The organism is Allobosea psychrotolerans, assembly GCF_002917105.1.
Taxonomy (GTDB): Bacteria; Pseudomonadota; Alphaproteobacteria; order Rhizobiales; family Beijerinckiaceae; genus Allobosea; species Allobosea psychrotolerans.
This window is the reverse complement of record NZ_PQFZ01000014.1, coordinates 91829-109514: the sequence shown is the minus strand read 5'-3', so window position 1 is coordinate 109514 and position 17686 is coordinate 91829. Positions and strand designations below refer to the sequence as shown.

17 protein-coding genes are annotated in these 17686 nt (G+C 66.3%); 7 read left to right on the top strand and 10 right to left on the bottom strand.

Annotated features, from left to right (window positions below; translation table 11 throughout):
- Positions 1-16: 16 nt before the first annotated feature.
- The 9 genes from CYD53_RS21070 to CYD53_RS21030 all read right to left on the bottom strand — a co-directional run bounded on the left by CYD53_RS21070 (position 17) and on the right by CYD53_RS21030 (position 9948).
- Positions 17-1609, bottom strand: a complete 1593-nt coding sequence (locus CYD53_RS21070; RefSeq protein ID WP_103720096.1) for an ABC transporter substrate-binding protein — start codon at positions 1607-1609, stop codon at positions 17-19.
- Positions 1610-1841: 232 nt separating this feature from the next.
- The gene (locus tag CYD53_RS21065; RefSeq protein WP_146055961.1) at positions 1842-2363 is read right to left on the bottom strand and encodes a hypothetical protein; all 522 of its coding nucleotides are present in this window, start codon (positions 2361-2363) and stop codon (positions 1842-1844) included.
- A gap of 76 nt (positions 2364-2439) precedes the next feature.
- Positions 2440-3366 (bottom strand): nucleoside hydrolase, encoded by a 927-nt coding sequence (locus CYD53_RS21060; RefSeq protein WP_103720046.1) that lies wholly within the window; start codon positions 3364-3366, stop codon positions 2440-2442.
- Positions 3367-3370: 4 nt separating this feature from the next.
- Entirely contained in the window at positions 3371-4135 is a 765-nt protein-coding gene (locus tag CYD53_RS21055) for an ATP-binding cassette domain-containing protein (protein ID WP_103720095.1), read from the bottom strand.
- Positions 4136-4301: 166 nt separating this feature from the next.
- Positions 4302-5243 carry a sugar ABC transporter substrate-binding protein gene (locus CYD53_RS21050; protein WP_103720045.1) on the bottom strand — a complete coding sequence of 314 codons (942 nt, stop codon included), beginning with the start codon at positions 5241-5243 and terminating at the stop codon, positions 4302-4304.
- 22 nt (positions 5244-5265) lie between these two features.
- On the bottom strand, positions 5266-6222 hold the full coding sequence (locus CYD53_RS21045; RefSeq protein WP_103720044.1) for an ABC transporter permease: 957 nt from the start codon (positions 6220-6222) through the stop codon (positions 5266-5268).
- A 4-nt stretch (positions 6223-6226) separates the two neighbouring features.
- Positions 6227-7006 carry an SDR family NAD(P)-dependent oxidoreductase gene (locus CYD53_RS21040; protein ID WP_103720043.1) on the bottom strand — a complete coding sequence of 260 codons (780 nt, stop codon included), beginning with the start codon at positions 7004-7006 and terminating at the stop codon, positions 6227-6229.
- Positions 7003-8526, bottom strand: coding sequence for a xylulokinase (locus tag CYD53_RS21035; RefSeq protein WP_103720042.1), 1524 nt, complete (start codon positions 8524-8526; stop codon positions 7003-7005). Before CYD53_RS21035 ends, CYD53_RS21040 begins: the two co-directional genes overlap by 4 nt.
- A 279-nt stretch (positions 8527-8805) precedes the next feature.
- Positions 8806-9948, bottom strand: coding sequence for an acyl-CoA dehydrogenase family protein (locus CYD53_RS21030; RefSeq protein WP_103720041.1), 1143 nt, complete (start codon positions 9946-9948; stop codon positions 8806-8808).
- A 346-nt stretch (positions 9949-10294) separates the two neighbouring features.
- Here CYD53_RS21030 and CYD53_RS21025 point away from each other — a divergent pair, with 346 nt between their 5' ends.
- From CYD53_RS21025 to CYD53_RS21015, 3 genes are read left to right on the top strand one after another with little or no spacing between them, the layout of a single operon-like run.
- On the top strand, positions 10295-10966 hold the full coding sequence (locus CYD53_RS21025) for an amino acid ABC transporter permease (RefSeq protein ID WP_103720040.1): 672 nt from the start codon (positions 10295-10297) through the stop codon (positions 10964-10966).
- Between the two features lie 11 nt (positions 10967-10977).
- On the top strand, positions 10978-11628 hold the full coding sequence (locus CYD53_RS21020) for an amino acid ABC transporter permease (RefSeq protein WP_103720039.1): 651 nt from the start codon (positions 10978-10980) through the stop codon (positions 11626-11628).
- A 47-nt stretch (positions 11629-11675) separates the two neighbouring features.
- Positions 11676-12518 carry a transporter substrate-binding domain-containing protein gene (locus tag CYD53_RS21015; protein WP_245928365.1) on the top strand — a complete coding sequence of 281 codons (843 nt, stop codon included), beginning with the start codon at positions 11676-11678 and terminating at the stop codon, positions 12516-12518.
- Positions 12519-12576: 58 nt separating this feature from the next.
- Here the strand turns inward: CYD53_RS21015 and CYD53_RS21010 are convergent, their stop codons facing one another.
- Complete coding sequence (locus CYD53_RS21010) at positions 12577-13620, bottom strand: substrate-binding domain-containing protein (RefSeq protein WP_103720038.1); 1044 nt, start codon at positions 13618-13620, stop codon at positions 12577-12579.
- A gap of 92 nt (positions 13621-13712) precedes the next feature.
- Between CYD53_RS21010 and CYD53_RS21005 the strand changes: the two genes are divergently transcribed.
- The 4 genes from CYD53_RS21005 (at position 13713) to CYD53_RS20990 (ending at position 17683) form a co-directional block, all read left to right on the top strand.
- On the top strand, positions 13713-14951 hold the full coding sequence (locus CYD53_RS21005; RefSeq protein WP_103720037.1) for an MFS transporter: 1239 nt from the start codon (positions 13713-13715) through the stop codon (positions 14949-14951).
- 92 nt (positions 14952-15043) lie between these two features.
- A complete protein-coding gene (locus tag CYD53_RS21000; RefSeq protein WP_103720036.1) occupies positions 15044-16033 on the top strand; it encodes an ABC transporter substrate-binding protein in 990 nt (329 codons plus the stop codon).
- On the top strand, positions 16033-16854 hold the full coding sequence (locus tag CYD53_RS20995) for an ABC transporter permease (protein ID WP_245928364.1): 822 nt from the start codon (positions 16033-16035) through the stop codon (positions 16852-16854). Before CYD53_RS21000 ends, CYD53_RS20995 begins: the two co-directional genes overlap by 1 nt.
- Before the next feature lie 28 nt (positions 16855-16882).
- A complete protein-coding gene (locus tag CYD53_RS20990) occupies positions 16883-17683 on the top strand; it encodes an ABC transporter ATP-binding protein (protein ID WP_103720035.1) in 801 nt (266 codons plus the stop codon).
- The last annotated feature ends 3 nt before the right edge of the window (positions 17684-17686 follow it).

Genomic DNA, 17686 nt, shown 5'->3' with positions numbered 1-17686 from the left:
CAGGCGGGCCAAGGCCTCAATTGGCGATGTCGACGCCGTAGAAGACATGGCGGCTGAAGGGCGAAAGCTTGAAGTCCTTCACCTCCTTGCGGATCGGCTTCAACTGCACCGCATGCGCAATGGTGAACCAGGGCGACTGCTCCTTGAAGATCACCTGGGCCTGGCGATAGAGCTCGGTGCGTTGCGCCGGGTCGGAGATCGTCTTGGCCTTCTGCACCAGCTCCTCGAAGGCCGGGAAGCAGAACTTGGCGACGTTCGAGCCGTTGGTCTTGGCGGAATCGCAGCCGAGCAGGGTGTGCAGGAAATTGTCGGGATCGCCATTGTCGCCGGTCCAGCCGAGCATGCCGGTCTGGTGCTCGCCATTCTGCATGCGCTTGCGGTACTCGCCCCATTCAAAGCTCTTGATCTCGGCCTTGACGCCGACCTTGGCGAGGTCGGCCTGCATCAATTCGGCGATGCGCTTGGCGTTGGGATTATACGGACGCTGCACGGGCATCGCCCAGAGATCGATCTCCATGCCATTGGGGTAGCCCGCCTCGGCGAGCGCCTTCTTGGCGGCTTCCGGATCGAAGGGGTCGTCCTTGATCGTCTCGTTATAGGACCACATCGAGGGCGGGATCGGGTTGATCGCGGCGATGCCGCTCGACAGATAGACCGCGTCGATGATCGCCTTCTTGTTGATCGCCATATTGACGGCGTGGCGGACCTTGACGTTGTCGAAGGGCTTCTTGGTGGTGTTGTAGGCGAGATAACCGATGTTCAGGCCCGGCTGCTCCAGGATCTGGACATTGGCGTCCTTCTTCATCGCTTCGAGATCGGCCGGATTCGGGTAGGGCATGACATGGCATTCGCCCTTCTGGAGCTTGGCCCAGCGGACGGAGGCGTCAGGCGTGATCGCGAAGATCAGGTCGTCGATCTTAGCCTTGCCGGCCCAGTAATCCGGGAAGGCCTTATAGCGGATGATCGCGTCCTTCTGGTACTGCACCAGCGAGAACGGGCCGGTGCCGATCGGATCCTGGTCGATCTTCTCCGGCGTGCCTGCCTTGAGCATGGCGTCGGCATATTCCTTCGACTGGATGCTGGCGTACTGCATCGCGAGGTCGGAGAGGAACGGCGCCTCGGGCTGGTTAAGCGTGATCTTGACGGTGTAGTCGTCGATCTTCTCGACTGATTTCAACAGCTTGGGCATGCCCATGTCGTTGAAATAAGAGTGGTTCGAGCTGGTGACCTTGAAATAGGGGTCGCTCTCCTTCCACTGCCGGTCGATCATGAAGATGAAGTCGTCGGCGTTGAAGGCTCGCGTCGGCTTGAAGGCGCGGGTGTTGTGCCACTTCACGCCTTTGCGCAGGTGGAAGGTGTAGGTCAGCCCGTCCGCCGAAATGTCCCACTTCTCCGCCAGCGCCGGCTCGACCTTGGTGCCGCCGCGCTCGAACTGGACGATGGTGTCGTAGATCTGGGTGTTGGCGTCGAAGGAGGTGCCGGTCGTGTTGATGCTCGGCGCGAAATTCTCGGGGCTGCCTTCGGAGCAATAGACCAGGGTCTTGGCCATCAGCGGCTGTGCCGCCATCAGGGCCGACGCCGAGAGCGTGGCCAACAAAATCTTCTTCATGATCAGCTTCCCCAGTTTGTGATCGCACGGTTCAGGGTCGTTCATGCCCAACGCCGTTCGATCTTTCATGGGACCATGGCGCGAGCCTCGGCCCGGCCGGAACTTGGTCCCGATTGGGACGGAGCTTATTGGAATGCGAGCAAGCTGGGTAGCGGATTCGCGGGGGTTGCAAGGCCACGCGTCTTATCCAAATTGCTCAGATGTGTGGCACGGGATCGTCTTGACCGGTGCTTCAGCGGCAGAAATCGGCGCAAGCCTGGTCCCAGAACGCTGTATTGGCTTCCGGCTGCGGAATGGACGGGCGCGGCTTGCCGCCCGGCAGGTCGGCCGGCGTCGGGCTGACCTTGTCCCACCAGCCATGCGCGCATTGCGAGCGCCAGGCCATCTGGTCGGAGATCGAGGTGCCCTCGCGGGCGAGCGCGGCATCCAGAGCCTCGCAGTTTTGGCGCAGAATGGCATCGTGCACGTCCGAGGGGGTGTTGGCGTAGTCGTGGAAGGCCTCGGTGAAAGCCTCCATCTCGCGGGCGATATGGGGCCATTGCGTGCGTTCGAGATTCCAGGCCTGCATCCACTCGCTCACGACGGTCTCCACGGCCTCGGCCTTTGGCTTGCCGGCGACCTTTTTCGCGGTCGTCAGCATATGGCGCATCAATTCGGCGCGGGCGTGGATATGGCGGGCGGCGAGCGCGGCTTGCTTCATGCGCGCGATGGCGCCGGCCGCTTCCTGCTGAAGCTCCTCGACGAAATGGGGCATGCGGTTCTCCTCGAGAGCGTTTTCGAGCGAAGTGGACATCGGCTTGCATGAATAAAACGCGCGCCGAGGCTTCCGGTCAGGGGAGGGTGGCAAGGCGCGCGGTCATGCGCTCGAACAGTTCATGTGCTTGCACGCCCGCGACGACATGGGCATTGGCCGGGCGCTTCAGCCGGCCGTTCCAGTCGATCGTCGTGCGGCCGCGCTGCGACCCGTCCGAGGTCTCGACCGCGACGAAGCAATCGCGGCCCTCGAACAGTTCGGGCCAGAGCAGGAAGGCGATGACGCAAGGGTCATGCATCGGGTGGCCGGTCGTGCCGAGCCCACCAGGCCGCGGCCGTGTCAGCATGCCGTGGATCGCCTTGCCGGTCGCGGTGCCGAGCGCGCCGATCGCGGCGACCTGTTCATGGCTTGCGATCGCCTGATGCGTCACGCCGAGCCCCATCATCACGATCGGCCGGCCTGAAGCATAGACGATCGCGGCGGCATGGGGGTCGACATAGATGTTGAACTCGGCCGCCGGCGTCATGTTGCCGAGCCCGAGCGCCCCGCCCATCGAGACGATGCGCTTCACCTTCGGCAGGATGTCGGGCGCGAGGCGCAAGGCCAGCGCGAGATTGGTCAGCGGCCCGAGCGGGCAGAGCGTGATGCTGTCATCGGGCGCGGCGCGGCAGAGCGCGATGATCGCCTCGACGGCGTGGCCGGGGGCGGGTTCGCCCTGGGCTGGCGGCAGGTCGGCGCCGGCCAACCCGTCAGGCCCGCAGACGAATTCGGCGGTTTCGAGCGGGAAGAGCAGGGGGCTTTCGGCACCGCGATGGACGGGTGTCCTGGCGCCGGCAAGCTCGCGGATGCGCAGCGCATTCGCTGTCGTCTGGCCGACCGGGACATTGCCGGCGACCGTCGTGATGGCGCGCAGGTCGAGCTGGTCGCTGCTGGCGAAGGCGAGCAAAAGGGCAACCGCATCGTCCTGGCCCGGGTCGGTGTCGATGATGATCATCTCGCGCATCGCTTCAGGCCGCCTTGGCGTTGCCGCTCATGATCATATGGGCGATGTCGTCGGCGCTGAGGTCGCCGATCGGCCGGTCGACATATTTACGGCCCGCTCCCATGATCACGACCCGGTCGGCCAGCGCCACGACATCGCGCATGTTGTGGCTGATCAGGATCACGGTGCGCCCGTCCGCCTTCAGCTTGCGGATCAGATCGAGCACCAATGCCGTCTCCTTGACGCCGAGCGCCGCAGTCGGCTCGTCCATGATGATGATCTCGGCGTTCCAGCGCAGGGCGCGCGAGATCGCGACCGCCTGGCGCTGGCCGCCGGAGAGCCGCTCCACCGGGCGGTCCATGTCGGCGACCGTGACCGAGAGCTGCGAGAGGAAGCCGCGCGCCTGCTCCCGCATCCGCGCCTTGTCGAGCACGCGCAGGAAGGGCAGCAAGACCGGCCGCGTCAGCTCCGAGCCCATGAAGACGTTCTGGGCGATGGAGAGGCGCGGGGCAAGCGCGAGATCCTGGTAGATCGTTGCGACGCCATGCTTGAGGGCCTCCTGCGGCGAGGCGAAAGCGACCGGCTTGCCGCGCATGGCGAGCGCGCCTGCCGTCGGCTCCTCCGCGCCGGAGATGACCTTGATCAGGCTCGACTTGCCCGCGCCATTGTCGCCGCAGATGGCCACGACCTCGCCGGGGAAGATGTCGAGATCGACCTCGCGCACGGCTGCGACGGCGCCATAGCTCTTGCTGACGCCGCGCAGCGAGAGGAGGGGGGTGGATTCGGTCATGGACGGTTCGCTCGTGCGCATCCTTCACCTTCATATGCGCCGTCATCCCGGACGCAGCGAAGCGGAGATCCGGGATCCATCGTAGAGTTCGACGCTCTTAGATGGATTCCGGATCGGCGCCGCTGCGCGGCTTGTCCGGAATGACGATGCAGAGAGGGTGACAACTTCACTTCAGGAACTTGTCGACATTGGTCTTGTCGACCAGCACGGCCTCGGTGAAGAGATAGGGGCCGCTCGTCACTGTCTCCTTCGGCTTCTTGTCGATGACGATGGTCTGGATCGCGTCGACCGCCTGCTTGCCCATCTCCTCGAACGGGATCGAGACCGTTGCCGTGAAGGTCGAGGCCGGGTCGGCGATGCGGGCATAGGTTTCCTTGCCGCCATCGACCGAGACCAGCGGGATCTGGCCCTTCTTGATGCCTTGGGCCTGCAGCAGGTCGTCGATGATGTAGGCCTGGCCGTCGAAGGAGGCCCAGATGCCGTTGATCTTGCCCTGGTTCTGCAGCAGCAGCGCCTGCATGCCGGCGCGGACATCGTCTCTCCAGCTCTGGGTGCGGGCCATCGAGAACTTGCCGAGCTCCTTCACGCCCTGGTTCTCGGCCAGCACATTGTCCAGCACCTTGCCGCGGATGCGCGAGGCGACGTTGAGGTCGAAGCGGGCGGTGACGATGTTGCCCTGGTAGCCGAGCTGGCCGAGCAGATAGAGCGCGGCATCGGCGCCGATCTTGTACTCATTGCTCTGGATGTCGAAGAGCGCATGCGGGCTTGCGCCCGACTGCACGGTAATCACCGGAATCTTGGCGTCCTTGGCCGCCTTGAACTGCGCGTCGGCCTCGACCGGCTTGCCCATGGCGATGATGATCGCATCGACCTTCCGGGCGATCAGCGCGTCGAACTGCTCGGCATGCTTGGGCAGCGAGCCCTCCGAGTTCAAAAGCGTCACGCCCCAGCCCTTGGCCTTGGCGGCGGTGGCGGCCGCATTGGCGACGCGCGCATGCGTCTCCGAGGAGAACTGGAAGCCGATGACGCCGAGCTCGAAGGCTTCAGCCGATTGGCACAGCGCGATCAGCGTCGCAGTCGCGACCAGGAACTTGCGAAAACCTGACATGATGAACTCTCCCCCTGCTTTCTTAGACCTTGAACGCCGCCTTCTTCATCGCGCTGGCCGAGAAGGCGACCGAACCGATGATGATGACGCCGAGAACGATATCCTGAGCGTAATAGGGTGCGCCCATCATGACCAAGCCATTGCCGAGAACCTTCAGCACCAGAGCGGCGAAGACCGTGCCGGGCACATTGGGCTTGCCGGGTTCGAACATGGTCATGCCGAGCAGCACGGCGGCAATCGCATAGAGCAGGTAGTCGCCCGCCATATTCGGTGCGGCCGAGGACAGGCTCGCCGCCAGCAGCATGGCCGTGATGCCGGCGAAGAGACCGGTCAGGAGCAGGCCGATGCGCTTCATGCGTCCGGTCGCGATGCCGGCGAGCCGCGCGGCTTCATCGGCCTCGCCGGTCGCCACCATATGTGCGCCGGTGCGGGTCCATTTGACGAGGCCATAGGCGAAGAGCGTGACCGCCGCCATCCAGAGGACGAGATTGGGAAGGCCGAAGGAGGTGCCGCGCGCCAGCCCGGTGAAGCCGACCGGCCAGCGCCCGACGAAGGCGATGCCCTGCGTGATCATGAAGGCCAGGCCCTTGGCGATCGCCGCCGTGCCCAGCGTCATGATCAGCGAAGGGATGCGCAGCACGGTGACGCCGAAGCCGTTGAACGCGCCGAGCGCGAGGCCGACGCCGATCGCAGCCGCGACGGCGGCGATGGGCGGATATTGCAACTGGATCAGCCAGCCGCAGACGACGGCGGCCAGGCTCGCCGTCTCGGCGATCGAGAGATCAAGCTCTGCGACAGTGAAGGCAAGCGCGAAGCCCAGCGCCAGGATGGCGAGGAAACTCGTATCCTTCAGCACATTGACGATATTGGTCGTGCTGGCGAAATTCGGCGCGAAAACCAGGAAGAAGGCGATGAGGACGAGCCCGGCGATCGCCGTGCCGTAATGTCCGACCACATCGCGCCAGTTGAGCCCAAGCACGGCCTCAAACCCCCTTGGCGATGGTCGAGATCGGCGACAGGATCTCGATTCCACCGGTGATCGGGATCAGTGCGCCGGTGACGAAGGCGGCTCCGGGCGAGAGCAGGAAGGCGATCACGGCGGCGACATCCTCGGGTCTGCCCAGCCGGCCGAGTGGCGTGCGGACCGCAGCACCTGCGACCAGGGCGTTGAATTGCTGCGCGAAGCCGTCGCGCACCATCGGCGTGTCGATGATGCCTGGCGCGACGGCGTTGACCCGGATCCCGTGCGGGCCGAGCTGCTGGGCCATGCCATAGGTCAATGTCGCAACGCCACCTTTGGCCGAGCCGTAAGCGAGATTTGCACCGCCATTGGCATGGGCGATCGAGGAGATGTGGACGATGGCGCCGCCCTCGCCCTGCGCGATCAGTTGCTTCGTCACGGCCTTGGAGATGCGGAAGACCGCCGAAAGATTGATGTCGACGAGCCTGTCCCACTCATCGTCTTCCATCTCGACGAGCTTGACCGACCGCGAGGCCCCCGCCGCGGTGACGAGGTTGTCGAGCCGGCCAAAGCGGGCGATGGCGAGGTCGACGAGTTCCTGCGGCAGGTCGTGTTCCCGGACATTTCCGGCGAGCGTCGCGACCTCACCGCCTGACCGGGCGATCGCTTCGGCCATCTCCTCCAACGGTGCGGCGTCGAGCCCGGAGAGCACGAGCCGATGTCCGGCAGCAGACAACATAGCGGCGAGCGCGCCGCCGATGCCGCCCGATGCGCCGGTGACGAGCGTGACGGGAGCGCTCATGGGGCGGGCCTCCTTGTGGTCGGGGAGTCGGCGCCGTGCGACAGGGCTGCAAGCTCGGTCGAGATCGGCGCGAGCGCCGCTTCACTGCGGCGGTAGAGCGAAAACAGGCTGTCGTAGAGCGCGGCGCGCGCCGGGGCGGGCTCGAAGCGTGCAGCGACATTGACCAGCTCAGCCTGCGCCTCGGCGAGCGAGGCGAAGCGGCCAAGCCCCGTCCAGGCGACGATCGCCGCGCCCAGGATGCCGGGCTCCTTCGCCTGGCCGACCACGACAGGCCGGCGGCAGATATCGGCCTTGATCTGGCACCAGAGCCGGTTGGCGGCCGCGCCGCCGCCGAAGCGGATTTCCGAGACCGGCGTACCGAGCGCGGCTTCGGCACGCTCCAGCACGATGCGGTTGAGGAAGGCGACGCCTTCGAGCACGGCCCAGGCGAGGTCGGTTGCGCCATGCTGGCGGTTGAGGCCGATGAAGGCGCCACGCAGCGACGGATTCCAGTAAGGCACGCGTTCGCCCTGCAGATAGGGCAGGAAGAGCAGCGGCTGGGCGTGGCGCGGACCGGCGAGCAGGGCGTCGATATCGCGCCCGATGGTGGCGTGGTCGCCATCGCCGCGCGCCAGCAGCGACAATAGCCAGGACACCGTATCGGCGCCGTTCTGGCTGGGCCCGCCGAGCTGTGATACGCCGCGCCAATCGACGGTCATCAGCCCCTCGGCTTCCGCTGCGCGCTCGCTGACGACGCCGAGCACTTCGGTCGTGCCGGAGATGTTGTAGGCATAGCCCGGCCGCATGGCGCCAAGCCCGGCGACAGCGGCCCAGGTGTCGTTGGACGAGCAGAACACCGGCACGCCGGCGAGCACGTCGAACGGCGCGGGCAAACCGGCCTGGACCGGCCCGACGGCCTGGCAAGGCTCCAGCATCTCGGGCAGGATCGCAGGGGAGAGGCCGACCGCGGCGAGCGGATCAATGCCCGCGACGATCTCGGCGGAAGCGAGCAGGCGCGCCATCGAGATCGGATCGCTGGCCTGGTGGCCGGTCAGCCTGAAATTCAGATAGTCCTTTGGCTCCAGCACCGAGCCGAGGTTCAGGAACGTTTCCTTTTCTTCCTCGTGCAGCCAGGCGAGCCGCGCCAGGGGATGGAAGGCGTTGATCCGCGCGCTTTCGGGATGCGCGTCGCCGAGCCGCTCGCGCAGGCGGGTGGCGGCGGCTTCCGAGCGCGTATCCTTCCAGGTCATGGCGGGGCGCAACGGCTCTCCACCGCGTCCGAGAAAGACTTGCGTGCGCGTGACGCCGCAGATCGCCACGGCCTGGACGCGGGAGAACAACGCCGGCTGCGCCTTGGCGATAGTGGCGCAGGCTTCGATCAGGATCCGCCACCATGCGGTTGCGTCGATCTCCGAGCGGCCGCCACGGTCGAGGCTCGCCGGCCCCGGAATCATGCTCTCGGCCAGCGTCGCGCCCTGGGCGTCGACGAGCGCGGCACGGAAGCTGGTGCCGCCGAGATCGCAGGCGAGGACGACGCTCATGGCTCGACGCTCATGGCACGACGTCCGGAGCCCGGCGCTGAATGAGGAGGCGGTCGACGGTCTGGAGGGTCAAGTCAGTGCCGATCTCGATGATCACGGCCGGTCGGCGGAAGGCCGCGCTTCAGGTTGCCGACGATGTCCTGGCGATCGATCACGATGCGGCCCCTCTCCAGCGCCGCATGTGAGGGACAAGCCCAGGATAAATCAAGCCGGCGCGAACGGCGCCCGCTGCAGTCCCCCGGGTCGTTTGCCGAATGGCGGGGCCGGGGTTGGTCGGGTTCAGGCGCCGTTCTTCATCAACTCCCTGGCGATGATCGTGCGCTGAATCTGGTTCGTGCCTTCATAGATCTGCGTGATCTTGGCGTCACGGTAGAGCCGCTCGACCTCGAAGCCCTGGATGTAGCCGGCGCCCCCGAATATCTGTACGGCATTGGCGGTCTGGGCGACGGCCATGTCGCTCGCGAAGCATTTGGCGATCGAGGCAGCCGAGGTCGCCGAGGCACCGGCGTCGATCAGGCCGGCAGCCCGTTCGACCAGGGCGCGGCCGGCGGCGATGTCCTTGGCCATATCGGCCAGCATCCATTGCAGGCCCTGGTTCTCGAGGACCGGCTTGCCGAACTGGCGGCGCTCCCGGGCGTAGCCGAGCGCGGCCTGCAGCCCGGCCTGGGCGATGCCGACCGCCAGCGCGCCGATGCCGACGCGGCCCTTTTCCAGCACGCTCATCATGATGTGGAAGCCGCGATTGATCTCGCCGAGCAAGGCGTCAGCAGGCAGCCGGACATCGCCGAAGCTCAGGCCGCCGACCTGGCTCGCGCGCTGGCCCATCTTGTGCTCCTTCTGGCCGCGCGAGACGCCCTTGGCGTGCAGATCGACGATGAAGATGCTCATGCCGCGATGCCCGGCCTGCGGGTCGGTCGAGGCGAGCACGAAGCCGAGATCGGCGACCGGCGCGTTGTGGATCCAGAGCTTGCCGCCGTTCAGCACCCAGCCTTCGGCCGTGAGCGTCGCCGTCGTCCTGACACTGGACAGATCCGAGCCGGCCTCCGCCTCGGTGAGGCAATAGGCGACGCGGGTGCGGGCCTTGAGGATGTCCGGCAGATGGCGCGCCTGCTGCGCGGCTGTGCCGTAGCGCGTGAGCAGCGTCCCGATCAGCTCGACCAGGCCGCATTGGTCGGCGATCGAGGCGTAGCCCCGGGACAGCTCCTCCATGACGATCGTATAGGCCAGCGTGTCGAGCCCCGCCCCGCCGAGCGCTTCGGGGACGGTGATGCCGAACAGGCCGAGCTCGGCCATCTGCTGGTAGATCTCGGCTGGAAAGGCCTCGCTGCGGTCAAGTTCCACTGCCGCGGGACGGATGATCTCGTCGGCGAAACGGCGCGTGGTGTCGCGGATCTGGTCGTAGATGGCGGTGTCGATCGTCATGGCGGCGGCCGGGCTTTCGGGGTGCGAGGAGCGAGGGTTCGATCGTTCTGGAGATACCCCTTGGCGAGGTGCTGTCACCTCGCCTTCAGAGCCAGATGAGGCTTGCCTTGTGCGCGGGATACAAGGCGGCCCTTGTGCGAAAGCCGGTTCCTCCTTTGACGCGTCATGCTCTAAGGAACGAGTTGATCGGCCGCGCCGCTTGCCGGAGCGATGTGGTTCGCGCGACTTTAAAACACGGTGGCCGGGTTCGACCGACTCCTGACGATCTGGGAATAAGGAAACCTGGTCTTGATCGAGCCTACGCCGCCTGCTTGTTCCCGTCGCCCTGTCCGGATGCGGCGCTGAGATGGGCTATCAATTCGAATTCGCGGATGTCTTCGCCTATTGGCCGGATCTGCTTGCGGGCGCGCTCCACACGCTGGTGCTGTCGGGGCTGGCCATGGCGATCGGCATGGTCGTGGCGGTGCTTGGCGCGCTCGGCAAGACGTCGGGCCCGCGCTGGCTGCAATGGTTCCTCGACGGCTATATCGAGGCGATCCGCAACACGCCCTTCCTGATCCAGATCTTCATGATCTATTTCGGCTTGCCTGCGGCCGGCATCCGCTTGTCCTCGGACACGGCAGCCCTGCTCGCGCTCGTGGTCAATGTCGGCGCCTACGGCATCGAGATCATCCGCGCCGGCATCGAGAGCATTTCCAAGGGCCAGATCGAGGCGGGCAAGTCGCTCGGCCTGCGGCCCCTGCAGATCTTCCGCTTCATCATCCTGAAACCGGCGATCCAGGCGATCTATCCGTCGCTGACCAGCCAGTTCATCCTGCTGATGCTGAATTCGAGCGTCTGCTCGGCGATCGCGGCAAGCGAGCTGACGGCGGCTGCCGGCGATATCCAGTCGCGCACCTTCCGCAGCTTCGAGGTCTATTTCATCGTGACCTGCATGTATTTTGCCATGTCGGTGCTGTTCTGGGGCGCTTTCGCCGCCATCGAGCGCATCTGGCTGCGCAAACCCAGCCTGCGCTAGGAGAGCCGACAATGCGCGTCCTCAACGAAGGCGACATCTTCTTCATCGTGACGGCCGTCCGCTGGACACTGCTGCTCTCCCTGGCCGCCTTCATCGGCGGCGGCATCGGTGGGCTCGTCGTGGCGCTGGCGCGCACGGCTGAGTTCAAATGGCTGCGCTTCCTGGCGCTCGGCTACATCAAGATCTTCCAGGGCACGCCCCTCCTGATGCAGCTCTTCCTGGCCTTCTTCGTGCCGGGCATCTTCGGCATCGACATCGATCCCTGGGGCGCCGCGGCGGTGGGCCTCTCGCTGCATGCCAGCGCTTTTCTCGGCGAAATCTGGCGCGGCTCGATCGAGGTCGTGCCGCGCGGCCAATCCGAAGCCGCACGCGCGCTCGGCCTGACCTATGTGCCGCGCATGTTCCTGATCGTCATCCCGCAGGCCTTCCGCATCGCGATTCCGCCGACGATCGGGTTCCTGGTGCAGTTGATCAAGGGCACCTCGCTCGCCTCGATCATCGGCTTCGTCGAGATCACGCGCGCGGCGCAGATCATCAACAACGCGACGTTCCGACCCTTCACGATCTTCGCGCTCGTCGCGCTCGTCTATTTCCTGATCTGCTGGCCGCTCTCGGCCTATAGCAAGATCATGGAACGGAGACTGACCGTCGCAAGCCGGTGAGTGTCAACGACTAGAAAAATACCATCGCGATCACAGGAGAAACGACCATGACCATGCTGAAGACGATATCGCGCAGGGCCATATTCCGCAGAGCCATGGGCCTGACGCTGGCGCTCGGCCTCGCAGCGGCGCTGCTGCCGTTCGGCCGTAACGCCGCTGCGGCTGCGACGCCGGACGAGATCAAGGCGCGCGGCAAGTTTCTGGTCGGCGTGCTGACCGACTACCCGCCCTTCGGCGGCACCGACGCCAACCAGAAGCCGGCGGGCTACGATGCCGATGTCGCCGTGCTGATGGCGAAGGCGCTCGGCGTGCCGCTCGAGCTCGTGCCGGTAACCGGCCCCAACCGCATCCCCTATCTCCTGACCAACAAGATCGACGTCCTGATCGCCACTTTCGGCATCACGGCCGAGCGCCAGAAGCAGGTGCTGTTCTCCAACCCCTACAGCGCCCTGACGATCTATGTGCTGGCGCCCAAGAACGTCGTCATCCAGAAGCCCGAGGACCTGAAGAACGTCTCGATCGGCACGGCGCGCGCCAGCACGCAGGACACCGCGATCAGCGCGATCATGCCTCCCGGCACCCAGCTCAAGCGCTATGACGACGATGCGACCGCCCTGCAGGCGATCATCTCCGGCCAGATCCAGGCGATCGGTGCGAGCAACACCATCCTGGCGCAGTTGAACAAGGACTATCCCCAGCTCAACATCGAGCCGAAGATCACCTTGAAGGAGCAGGCCAACGGCATGGCCTTCCGCAAGGCCGATACCGCGCTGGCGGAATGGTCGAACAAGTTCATCGCCGAGATCGCCGCCAATGGCCAGCTCAGCGAGATCAACAAGCGCTGGTTCGGCATCCCGCTCTCGTCCCTCCCGCCGATGCCGACCTTCTGAGCGAGGTTGCCGGTTCGCGCGGCTGCCGGACAAGGCGGCCGCGCGAGCGTCGAGCGGCTCAATCGCGATTGCCCGCGGTGACCGCCTGGCAGGATTGCCGGATAACCAGGGTGGTCGGCAGCTTGAGCGCACGCGAGGTCGCTGGCGCCTCGCCGCGCATGCGCTCCAGCAGCATCGTGGCGGCATGGCGGCCCATCTCGGCGAGGTTCCAGCGGATCGCCGTCACGCCCGGAGAGTAGAGCTCGGCGAGGTCTGAATCGCTGCCGGCGACAAGGGCGACATCGCGGCCGACCTCGCGGCCGAGTGCGCGCAGCGCCCGCAGGCTGCCGCCCAGCGTATCCATGGCGGCGACGAAGAAGGCGGTCGGCGCATCCGGCAGGCTGAGCAGCGCCATCGTCTCGCGGAAGGCGTCCTCCTGATCGAGGACCCGCTCGCGCAGCAGCCCGGGATCGATCGCGACCCCGGCCGCAGCGCAGGCCGCGCGAAAGCCCTCGACGCGGCTGCGCGAGGGAAAGGCCTTGAGGTCGCCGACGAGCATGGCGATGCGGCGATGGCCGAGGCCAAGCAGATGCTGGGTTGCGGCCCTGGCCCCGCCGAAATGATCGACCGTCACCCGGTCCAGCGTCCCGATATGGTCGCGGTCGATCAGCAGCACGGGCACGCCCGCCTCGGCGAGCGCCCTGGCGACGCCGGCATGACCCTCGTCGCTGATCGTCATCATGATGCCGTCGACGCGGCGGCGCTCGAAGGCGCGCAGCAGCGCCATCTCGACATCGGGCTGGTTCGTCGTGCTCGACAACAGCAGCGTGTAGCCGTTCTCGCGGAAGATCCGCTCGGCTTCCTTGATGTAGGTCGCGAATTGCGGAATGTCGAAATCCCGGATGGCGCAGGCGACCATCTTGGTGGTGCCGCCGCGCAGGCTCTGGGCGACGACATCCATCTCGTAGCCGAGATCGTCGATCGCTGCCTGCACCTTGCGGCGGACGGCCTCCGTCACGGTCGGGTTGGCGTTGAGCACGCGCGAGACTGTGCCGACCGCCACGCCCGCCGCCTGCGCGACATCGCGCAGCTTGACCTGCCTCGGCTTGGCTTGCGTGCTCATGCAGTTCCCGTCGGATGGGCCGCACTTGACGAAACTGCGGTGAACCGGTTCATAATTGATCCCCTTTCGCAACGCAACCCTAGCCGGAACGGATGACGCCTCAAGCCCGAACCGCTGGTAGCGTCTGGGTCATCCTCTGGCTCGGCGCGGTGGCCTTCGCCAATGCGCTGGGCTCGGTGATGGTCTTTCCGCTGGCGCCGTTCCTGGCCGATGATCTGAGGGTGCCAGCTCAGGATGTCGCCTATACCAGCGTCTATTTCAATGGCGCGGCGGGGCTGGGCGGGATCGTCGGAGCCCTGCTGCTGGGGCGGATCGAGCGCCGCAGCGCGCTGCTCGGGGCGCTTGTCGGGCTGGGCCTCACGACCGGGCTCGCGGCGCTCGCGCCTGATTTCTTCTGGCTGCTGCTCGGCCGTCTGTGCGCCGGTCTCTGCGCCGGGCCGCTCCTGGCGGTGGTCTTCGCTGCGGCCGCCGACCTTGCGCCGAAGGGCGGGCGCAATCGCGCTGTCAGTGCGATCGTCGGCTCCTATGGTCTGGCGCTGCTGCTCGGCTCGCCACTCGCGCTGGGGCTGATTTCGGCTGCGGGGAGCTGGCGCGCGCCTTTCATCGGCATGGCGGCCTTGTGCTTGGGGTTGGCCGTGCCAGTCCTGCTTGGCCTGCCGGGGCTCTCGAGACGGGCCGCGCAAGCGGATTTCGGGCGCACGCTGCTGCGCGATGTCGGGGCGATCCTGCTGCGCCCCGGCAGCCTGACGGGGCTCCTGCTGACAGCCGGCGCCTCCTTCGCGACCTTGCTGATCTCGCCGCATATCGGCACTTTCGCGCTGAAGAATCTGGGGGCGAGCACGGCCGAGCTCGGCTCGATCTATCTGATCGGTGGCAGTTTGGCGCTGCTGACGACGGGCTCCACCGGCTGGGTGATGGACCGCATCGGCTCGCGGGCGGCGTCGCTGGGGGTGGGCGTCGCGCTGACGCTGCTTCTCAGCTGCGCCTTTCTGCTCCCCATGCCATTGCCGATCATGGCGCCCGTCCTCGGCCTAATCCTGGCGGCGCAGCTCGCCCGCAGCACCGTCGCCCAGGCGAGCGCCAGCCGGGTGCCGCGCTGCAGCGAGCGGACGGCCTATCAATGCCTGGTCTCGGCCGCGACCAGCCTGGCCCAGGCGGCGGGGGCGGGCGGCTCGACCTTGCTCCTGTCAGAGCGCACCGATGGGCATCTGCTCGGAATGGAGCGGCTGGCGCTGATCAGCATCGTGCTGTGCTGGGTCTCGCTATGGCTCGTCACGCGGCTCGAGCGCCAGATCGGGCGGTCGGCGTCGCTTATCGATGCATCACGCTAAAAATTTGTGCATTTTTGATGAACCGGTTCATTGTGTGCCGACAGAGGTGGTGATTAGCTGAGTGGGTATCGCTGCACCAGGGGACCACTGCCATGCGCTTCCGCCTGCTCCTCGGCCGCCTTCTCGTCGCATCGACCTGTGCCTGCGCCTCGCTGGCCGCGAGCGCGCAAACCCTGCCGCGCCTGAACTTCGCCGGCTCCGTGACCTGGATCGGTCAAGTGCCGATCCTGGTCGCGATCGAGAAGGGCTTCTTCCGCGAGCAAGGGCTCGACGTGCAGGTCCAGGTCATCGTCAACTCCGCCGACCGGATCCGCGCGATCGCTGCCGGCGATGCTGCCTTCAGCAATCTCGGCCGCGTCTCGGTGATCAGCGAGATGGCGCGCGGCAACGAGGCCTTCTCGATCTTCGCCAATGTCGACGACTCGCCGGGGCAGGAGGGCTGCTGGGCCCGCCCGGGCATCGCCTCGGTCAAGGATCTGAAGGGCAAGCCGGTGGCGGCCAATTCCTCGGCCGAGATCACCTTGATGGGGCTTCTCTCCGAAAGCGGCATGACATTGCAGGACACCGACTATCGCAGCCTGCCCGGCACCGAGATGGCGGCTGCGCTCAGCCATGGCGATGTCCAGGCGGCCTGCGTCTGGCAGCCCTTGCTTGATCGCCTGAAGCAGGCGGTGCCCGAAGGCAAGCTGCTCGGAACCGACAAGGACACGGCGATCTATCGTGATTTCGGCACCATGGCCGCAGGCGACATCGTCATCATCTCGCGCAAGCTCGCTAGGGAGGATCCCGCCACCGCCAAGAAGATCGCGGCAGGGGTGCTCAAGGGGGCCGACTTCACCATCGCCAATCCCGGGGAGGCGGGGGCTGCAGTCGCGACCTATTTCCGCCAGACGCCGGAACAGGTCACGGCGGCAATCAAGGGCTTCCAGTTCTTCGGCAGCGCGGGCTGGCCCGAGCATATGCGCCGGCACCGAGGGCAGATCAAATACCTGACCAAATTGCTGCATGGCGCCGGCAAGATTCCGGCTGCTCCCGACACCGACCTCTGGGTCGACACCAGCTTCGTGCCCGGGGTGAAGTGATGACGATGCGCGACCATATCGCGGTCGGAACGCGGCGCTTGCCGCGCTTGGCGATCGACTGGCCGGGGCGGGCCACTCTGGTCAGCATGGCCTCGGTCCTGGTCTTCATCGCGCTGTGGGCGCTTGCGACCGCGACGGGCTGGATCTCGCCGCTGTTCCTGCCGTCCCCGGTCGCGGTGGCGCAGGCGGCCGCCAAGCTGGTGCTGTCGGGCGATCTCTGGCGGGCGGTGCTCGCCTCGTCGGCCCGCGTCTTCGCCGGCTTCTTCCTGGCGGCGATCGTCGCAATTCCGCTCGGCGTGGCGATGGCGACCTTCTGGCCGGTGCGGGCGATTGTCAGCCCGTTCATCTCGCTGCTGCGGCCCCTGCCGTCGATCACCTGGATTCCGCTGACGATTCTGTGGCTGGGCATCGGCGAGCAGCAGAAGGTGACGATCGTCTTCCTGGGAAGCTGGGTCTACATCCTGCTCGCGACCTATGAGGCGACACGGCGCGTCGACCCGCTCCTGGTTCGGGCCGCGCGCAATCTCGGCGCGGGTGATCTCACCGTGATGCGCGAGGTGATCTTTCCCGGCGCGCTGCCCGGCATCCTGGCGGGGCTGAAGGTCTCGCTCGCCATCGCCTGGTCCTGCGTGCTCTCGGCCGAGATGATCGCGGCGCGCAACGGCCTGGGCTCGCTGATCTGGGAGGCCAAGGACTGGGGCGACATGACCGTCGTGCTGGTCGGCATGGTTTCGATCTCGCTGACCGTGCTCGCGGCCGACGTCCTCGCGAACCGGATCGAAATCCTGCTGCAGCCCTGGGAACGCCACCGGCGCCACTGAGCCGGCCCCCGTCACGATCGGACACACCATGCCCGCCATCCTCAGCGCAGAGCACGTGACCAAATCCTACCCCGCTGGCGGCGCCGATGTCGTCGCTGTCCGCGACCTGTCGCTGGATGTCGAGGAGGGCGAATTGCTCTGCCTGCTCGGCGCCTCGGGCTGCGGCAAATCGACGATGCTGAACCTGTTTGCCGGCTTCGCCAGCCCAACAAGCGGGCGCGTCCTGCTCAGGGGCGCCCCGATCACCGGCATCGAGCCGCGTTGCGGCATGGTGTTCCAGTCCTATGCGCTGTTTCCCTGGAAGACAGTGCGCCAGAATGTCGAATTCCCGCTGCGCATGCGCGGCGTGCCGCGGCATGAGCGGCGGGGCATGGCCGAGTTCTTCATCGACATGGTCCAGCTCAACGGCTTCGCCGACCATTACCCGGCCGAGCTTTCGGGCGGCATGCAGCAGCGCGTGACGCTGGCGCGCAGCCTCGCCGCCGATCCGGAGGTGCTGCTGATGGACGAGCCTTTCGCGGCGCTCGACGCGATGACGCGCCAGGTGATGCAGGACGAATTGCTGCGCATCCAGGAGCGGAGCGGCAAGACCATCGTCTTCATCACCCATAATATCGACGAGGCGATCGTGCTGGGACACCGCATCGTCGTGATGTCGGCTCGGCCGGGGCGCATCCGCACGATCATTCCCAATGCCTTGCCCAGGCCGCGCGACATCCATGTCCAGACATCGCCGGCCTTCGCGGAGCTGAAGAACGAGATCTGGAACCATGTCGAGGAGGAGGTCACGCAGCACATGGCGGCCTCCCGCCTGGCCGAGCCAGCCTGAGAC

What these genes read in the sequence shown, in the direction of transcription:
- CYD53_RS21070 (WP_103720096.1), bottom strand. Translation starts at nt 1,609, where the DNA reads ATGAAGAAGATTTTGTTGGCCACGCTCTCGGCGTCGGCCCTGATGGCG.
- CYD53_RS21000 (WP_103720036.1), top strand. Translation starts at nt 15,044, where the DNA reads ATGCGCTTCCGCCTGCTCCTCGGCCGCCTTCTCGTCGCATCGACCTGT.
- CYD53_RS21040 (WP_103720043.1), bottom strand. Translation starts at nt 7,006, where the DNA reads ATGAGCGCTCCCGTCACGCTCGTCACCGGCGCATCGGGCGGCATCGGC.
- CYD53_RS20995 (WP_245928364.1), top strand. Translation starts at nt 16,033, where the DNA reads ATGACGATGCGCGACCATATCGCGGTCGGAACGCGGCGCTTGCCGCGC.
- CYD53_RS21020 (WP_103720039.1), top strand. Translation starts at nt 10,978, where the DNA reads ATGCGCGTCCTCAACGAAGGCGACATCTTCTTCATCGTGACGGCCGTC.
- CYD53_RS21015 (WP_245928365.1), top strand. Translation starts at nt 11,676, where the DNA reads ATGACCATGCTGAAGACGATATCGCGCAGGGCCATATTCCGCAGAGCC.
- CYD53_RS21055 (WP_103720095.1), bottom strand. Translation starts at nt 4,135, where the DNA reads ATGACCGAATCCACCCCCCTCCTCTCGCTGCGCGGCGTCAGCAAGAGC.
- CYD53_RS20990 (WP_103720035.1), top strand. Translation starts at nt 16,883, where the DNA reads ATGCCCGCCATCCTCAGCGCAGAGCACGTGACCAAATCCTACCCCGCT.
- CYD53_RS21010 (WP_103720038.1), bottom strand. Translation starts at nt 13,620, where the DNA reads ATGAGCACGCAAGCCAAGCCGAGGCAGGTCAAGCTGCGCGATGTCGCG.
- CYD53_RS21005 (WP_103720037.1), top strand. Translation starts at nt 13,713, where the DNA reads ATGACGCCTCAAGCCCGAACCGCTGGTAGCGTCTGGGTCATCCTCTGG.
- CYD53_RS21065 (WP_146055961.1), bottom strand. Translation starts at nt 2,363, where the DNA reads ATGCCCCATTTCGTCGAGGAGCTTCAGCAGGAAGCGGCCGGCGCCATC.
- CYD53_RS21050 (WP_103720045.1), bottom strand. Translation starts at nt 5,243, where the DNA reads ATGTCAGGTTTTCGCAAGTTCCTGGTCGCGACTGCGACGCTGATCGCG.
- CYD53_RS21030 (WP_103720041.1), bottom strand. Translation starts at nt 9,948, where the DNA reads ATGACGATCGACACCGCCATCTACGACCAGATCCGCGACACCACGCGC.
- CYD53_RS21035 (WP_103720042.1), bottom strand. Translation starts at nt 8,526, where the DNA reads ATGAGCGTCGTCCTCGCCTGCGATCTCGGCGGCACCAGCTTCCGTGCC.
- CYD53_RS21025 (WP_103720040.1), top strand. Translation starts at nt 10,295, where the DNA reads ATGGGCTATCAATTCGAATTCGCGGATGTCTTCGCCTATTGGCCGGAT.
- CYD53_RS21060 (WP_103720046.1), bottom strand. Translation starts at nt 3,366, where the DNA reads ATGCGCGAGATGATCATCATCGACACCGACCCGGGCCAGGACGATGCG.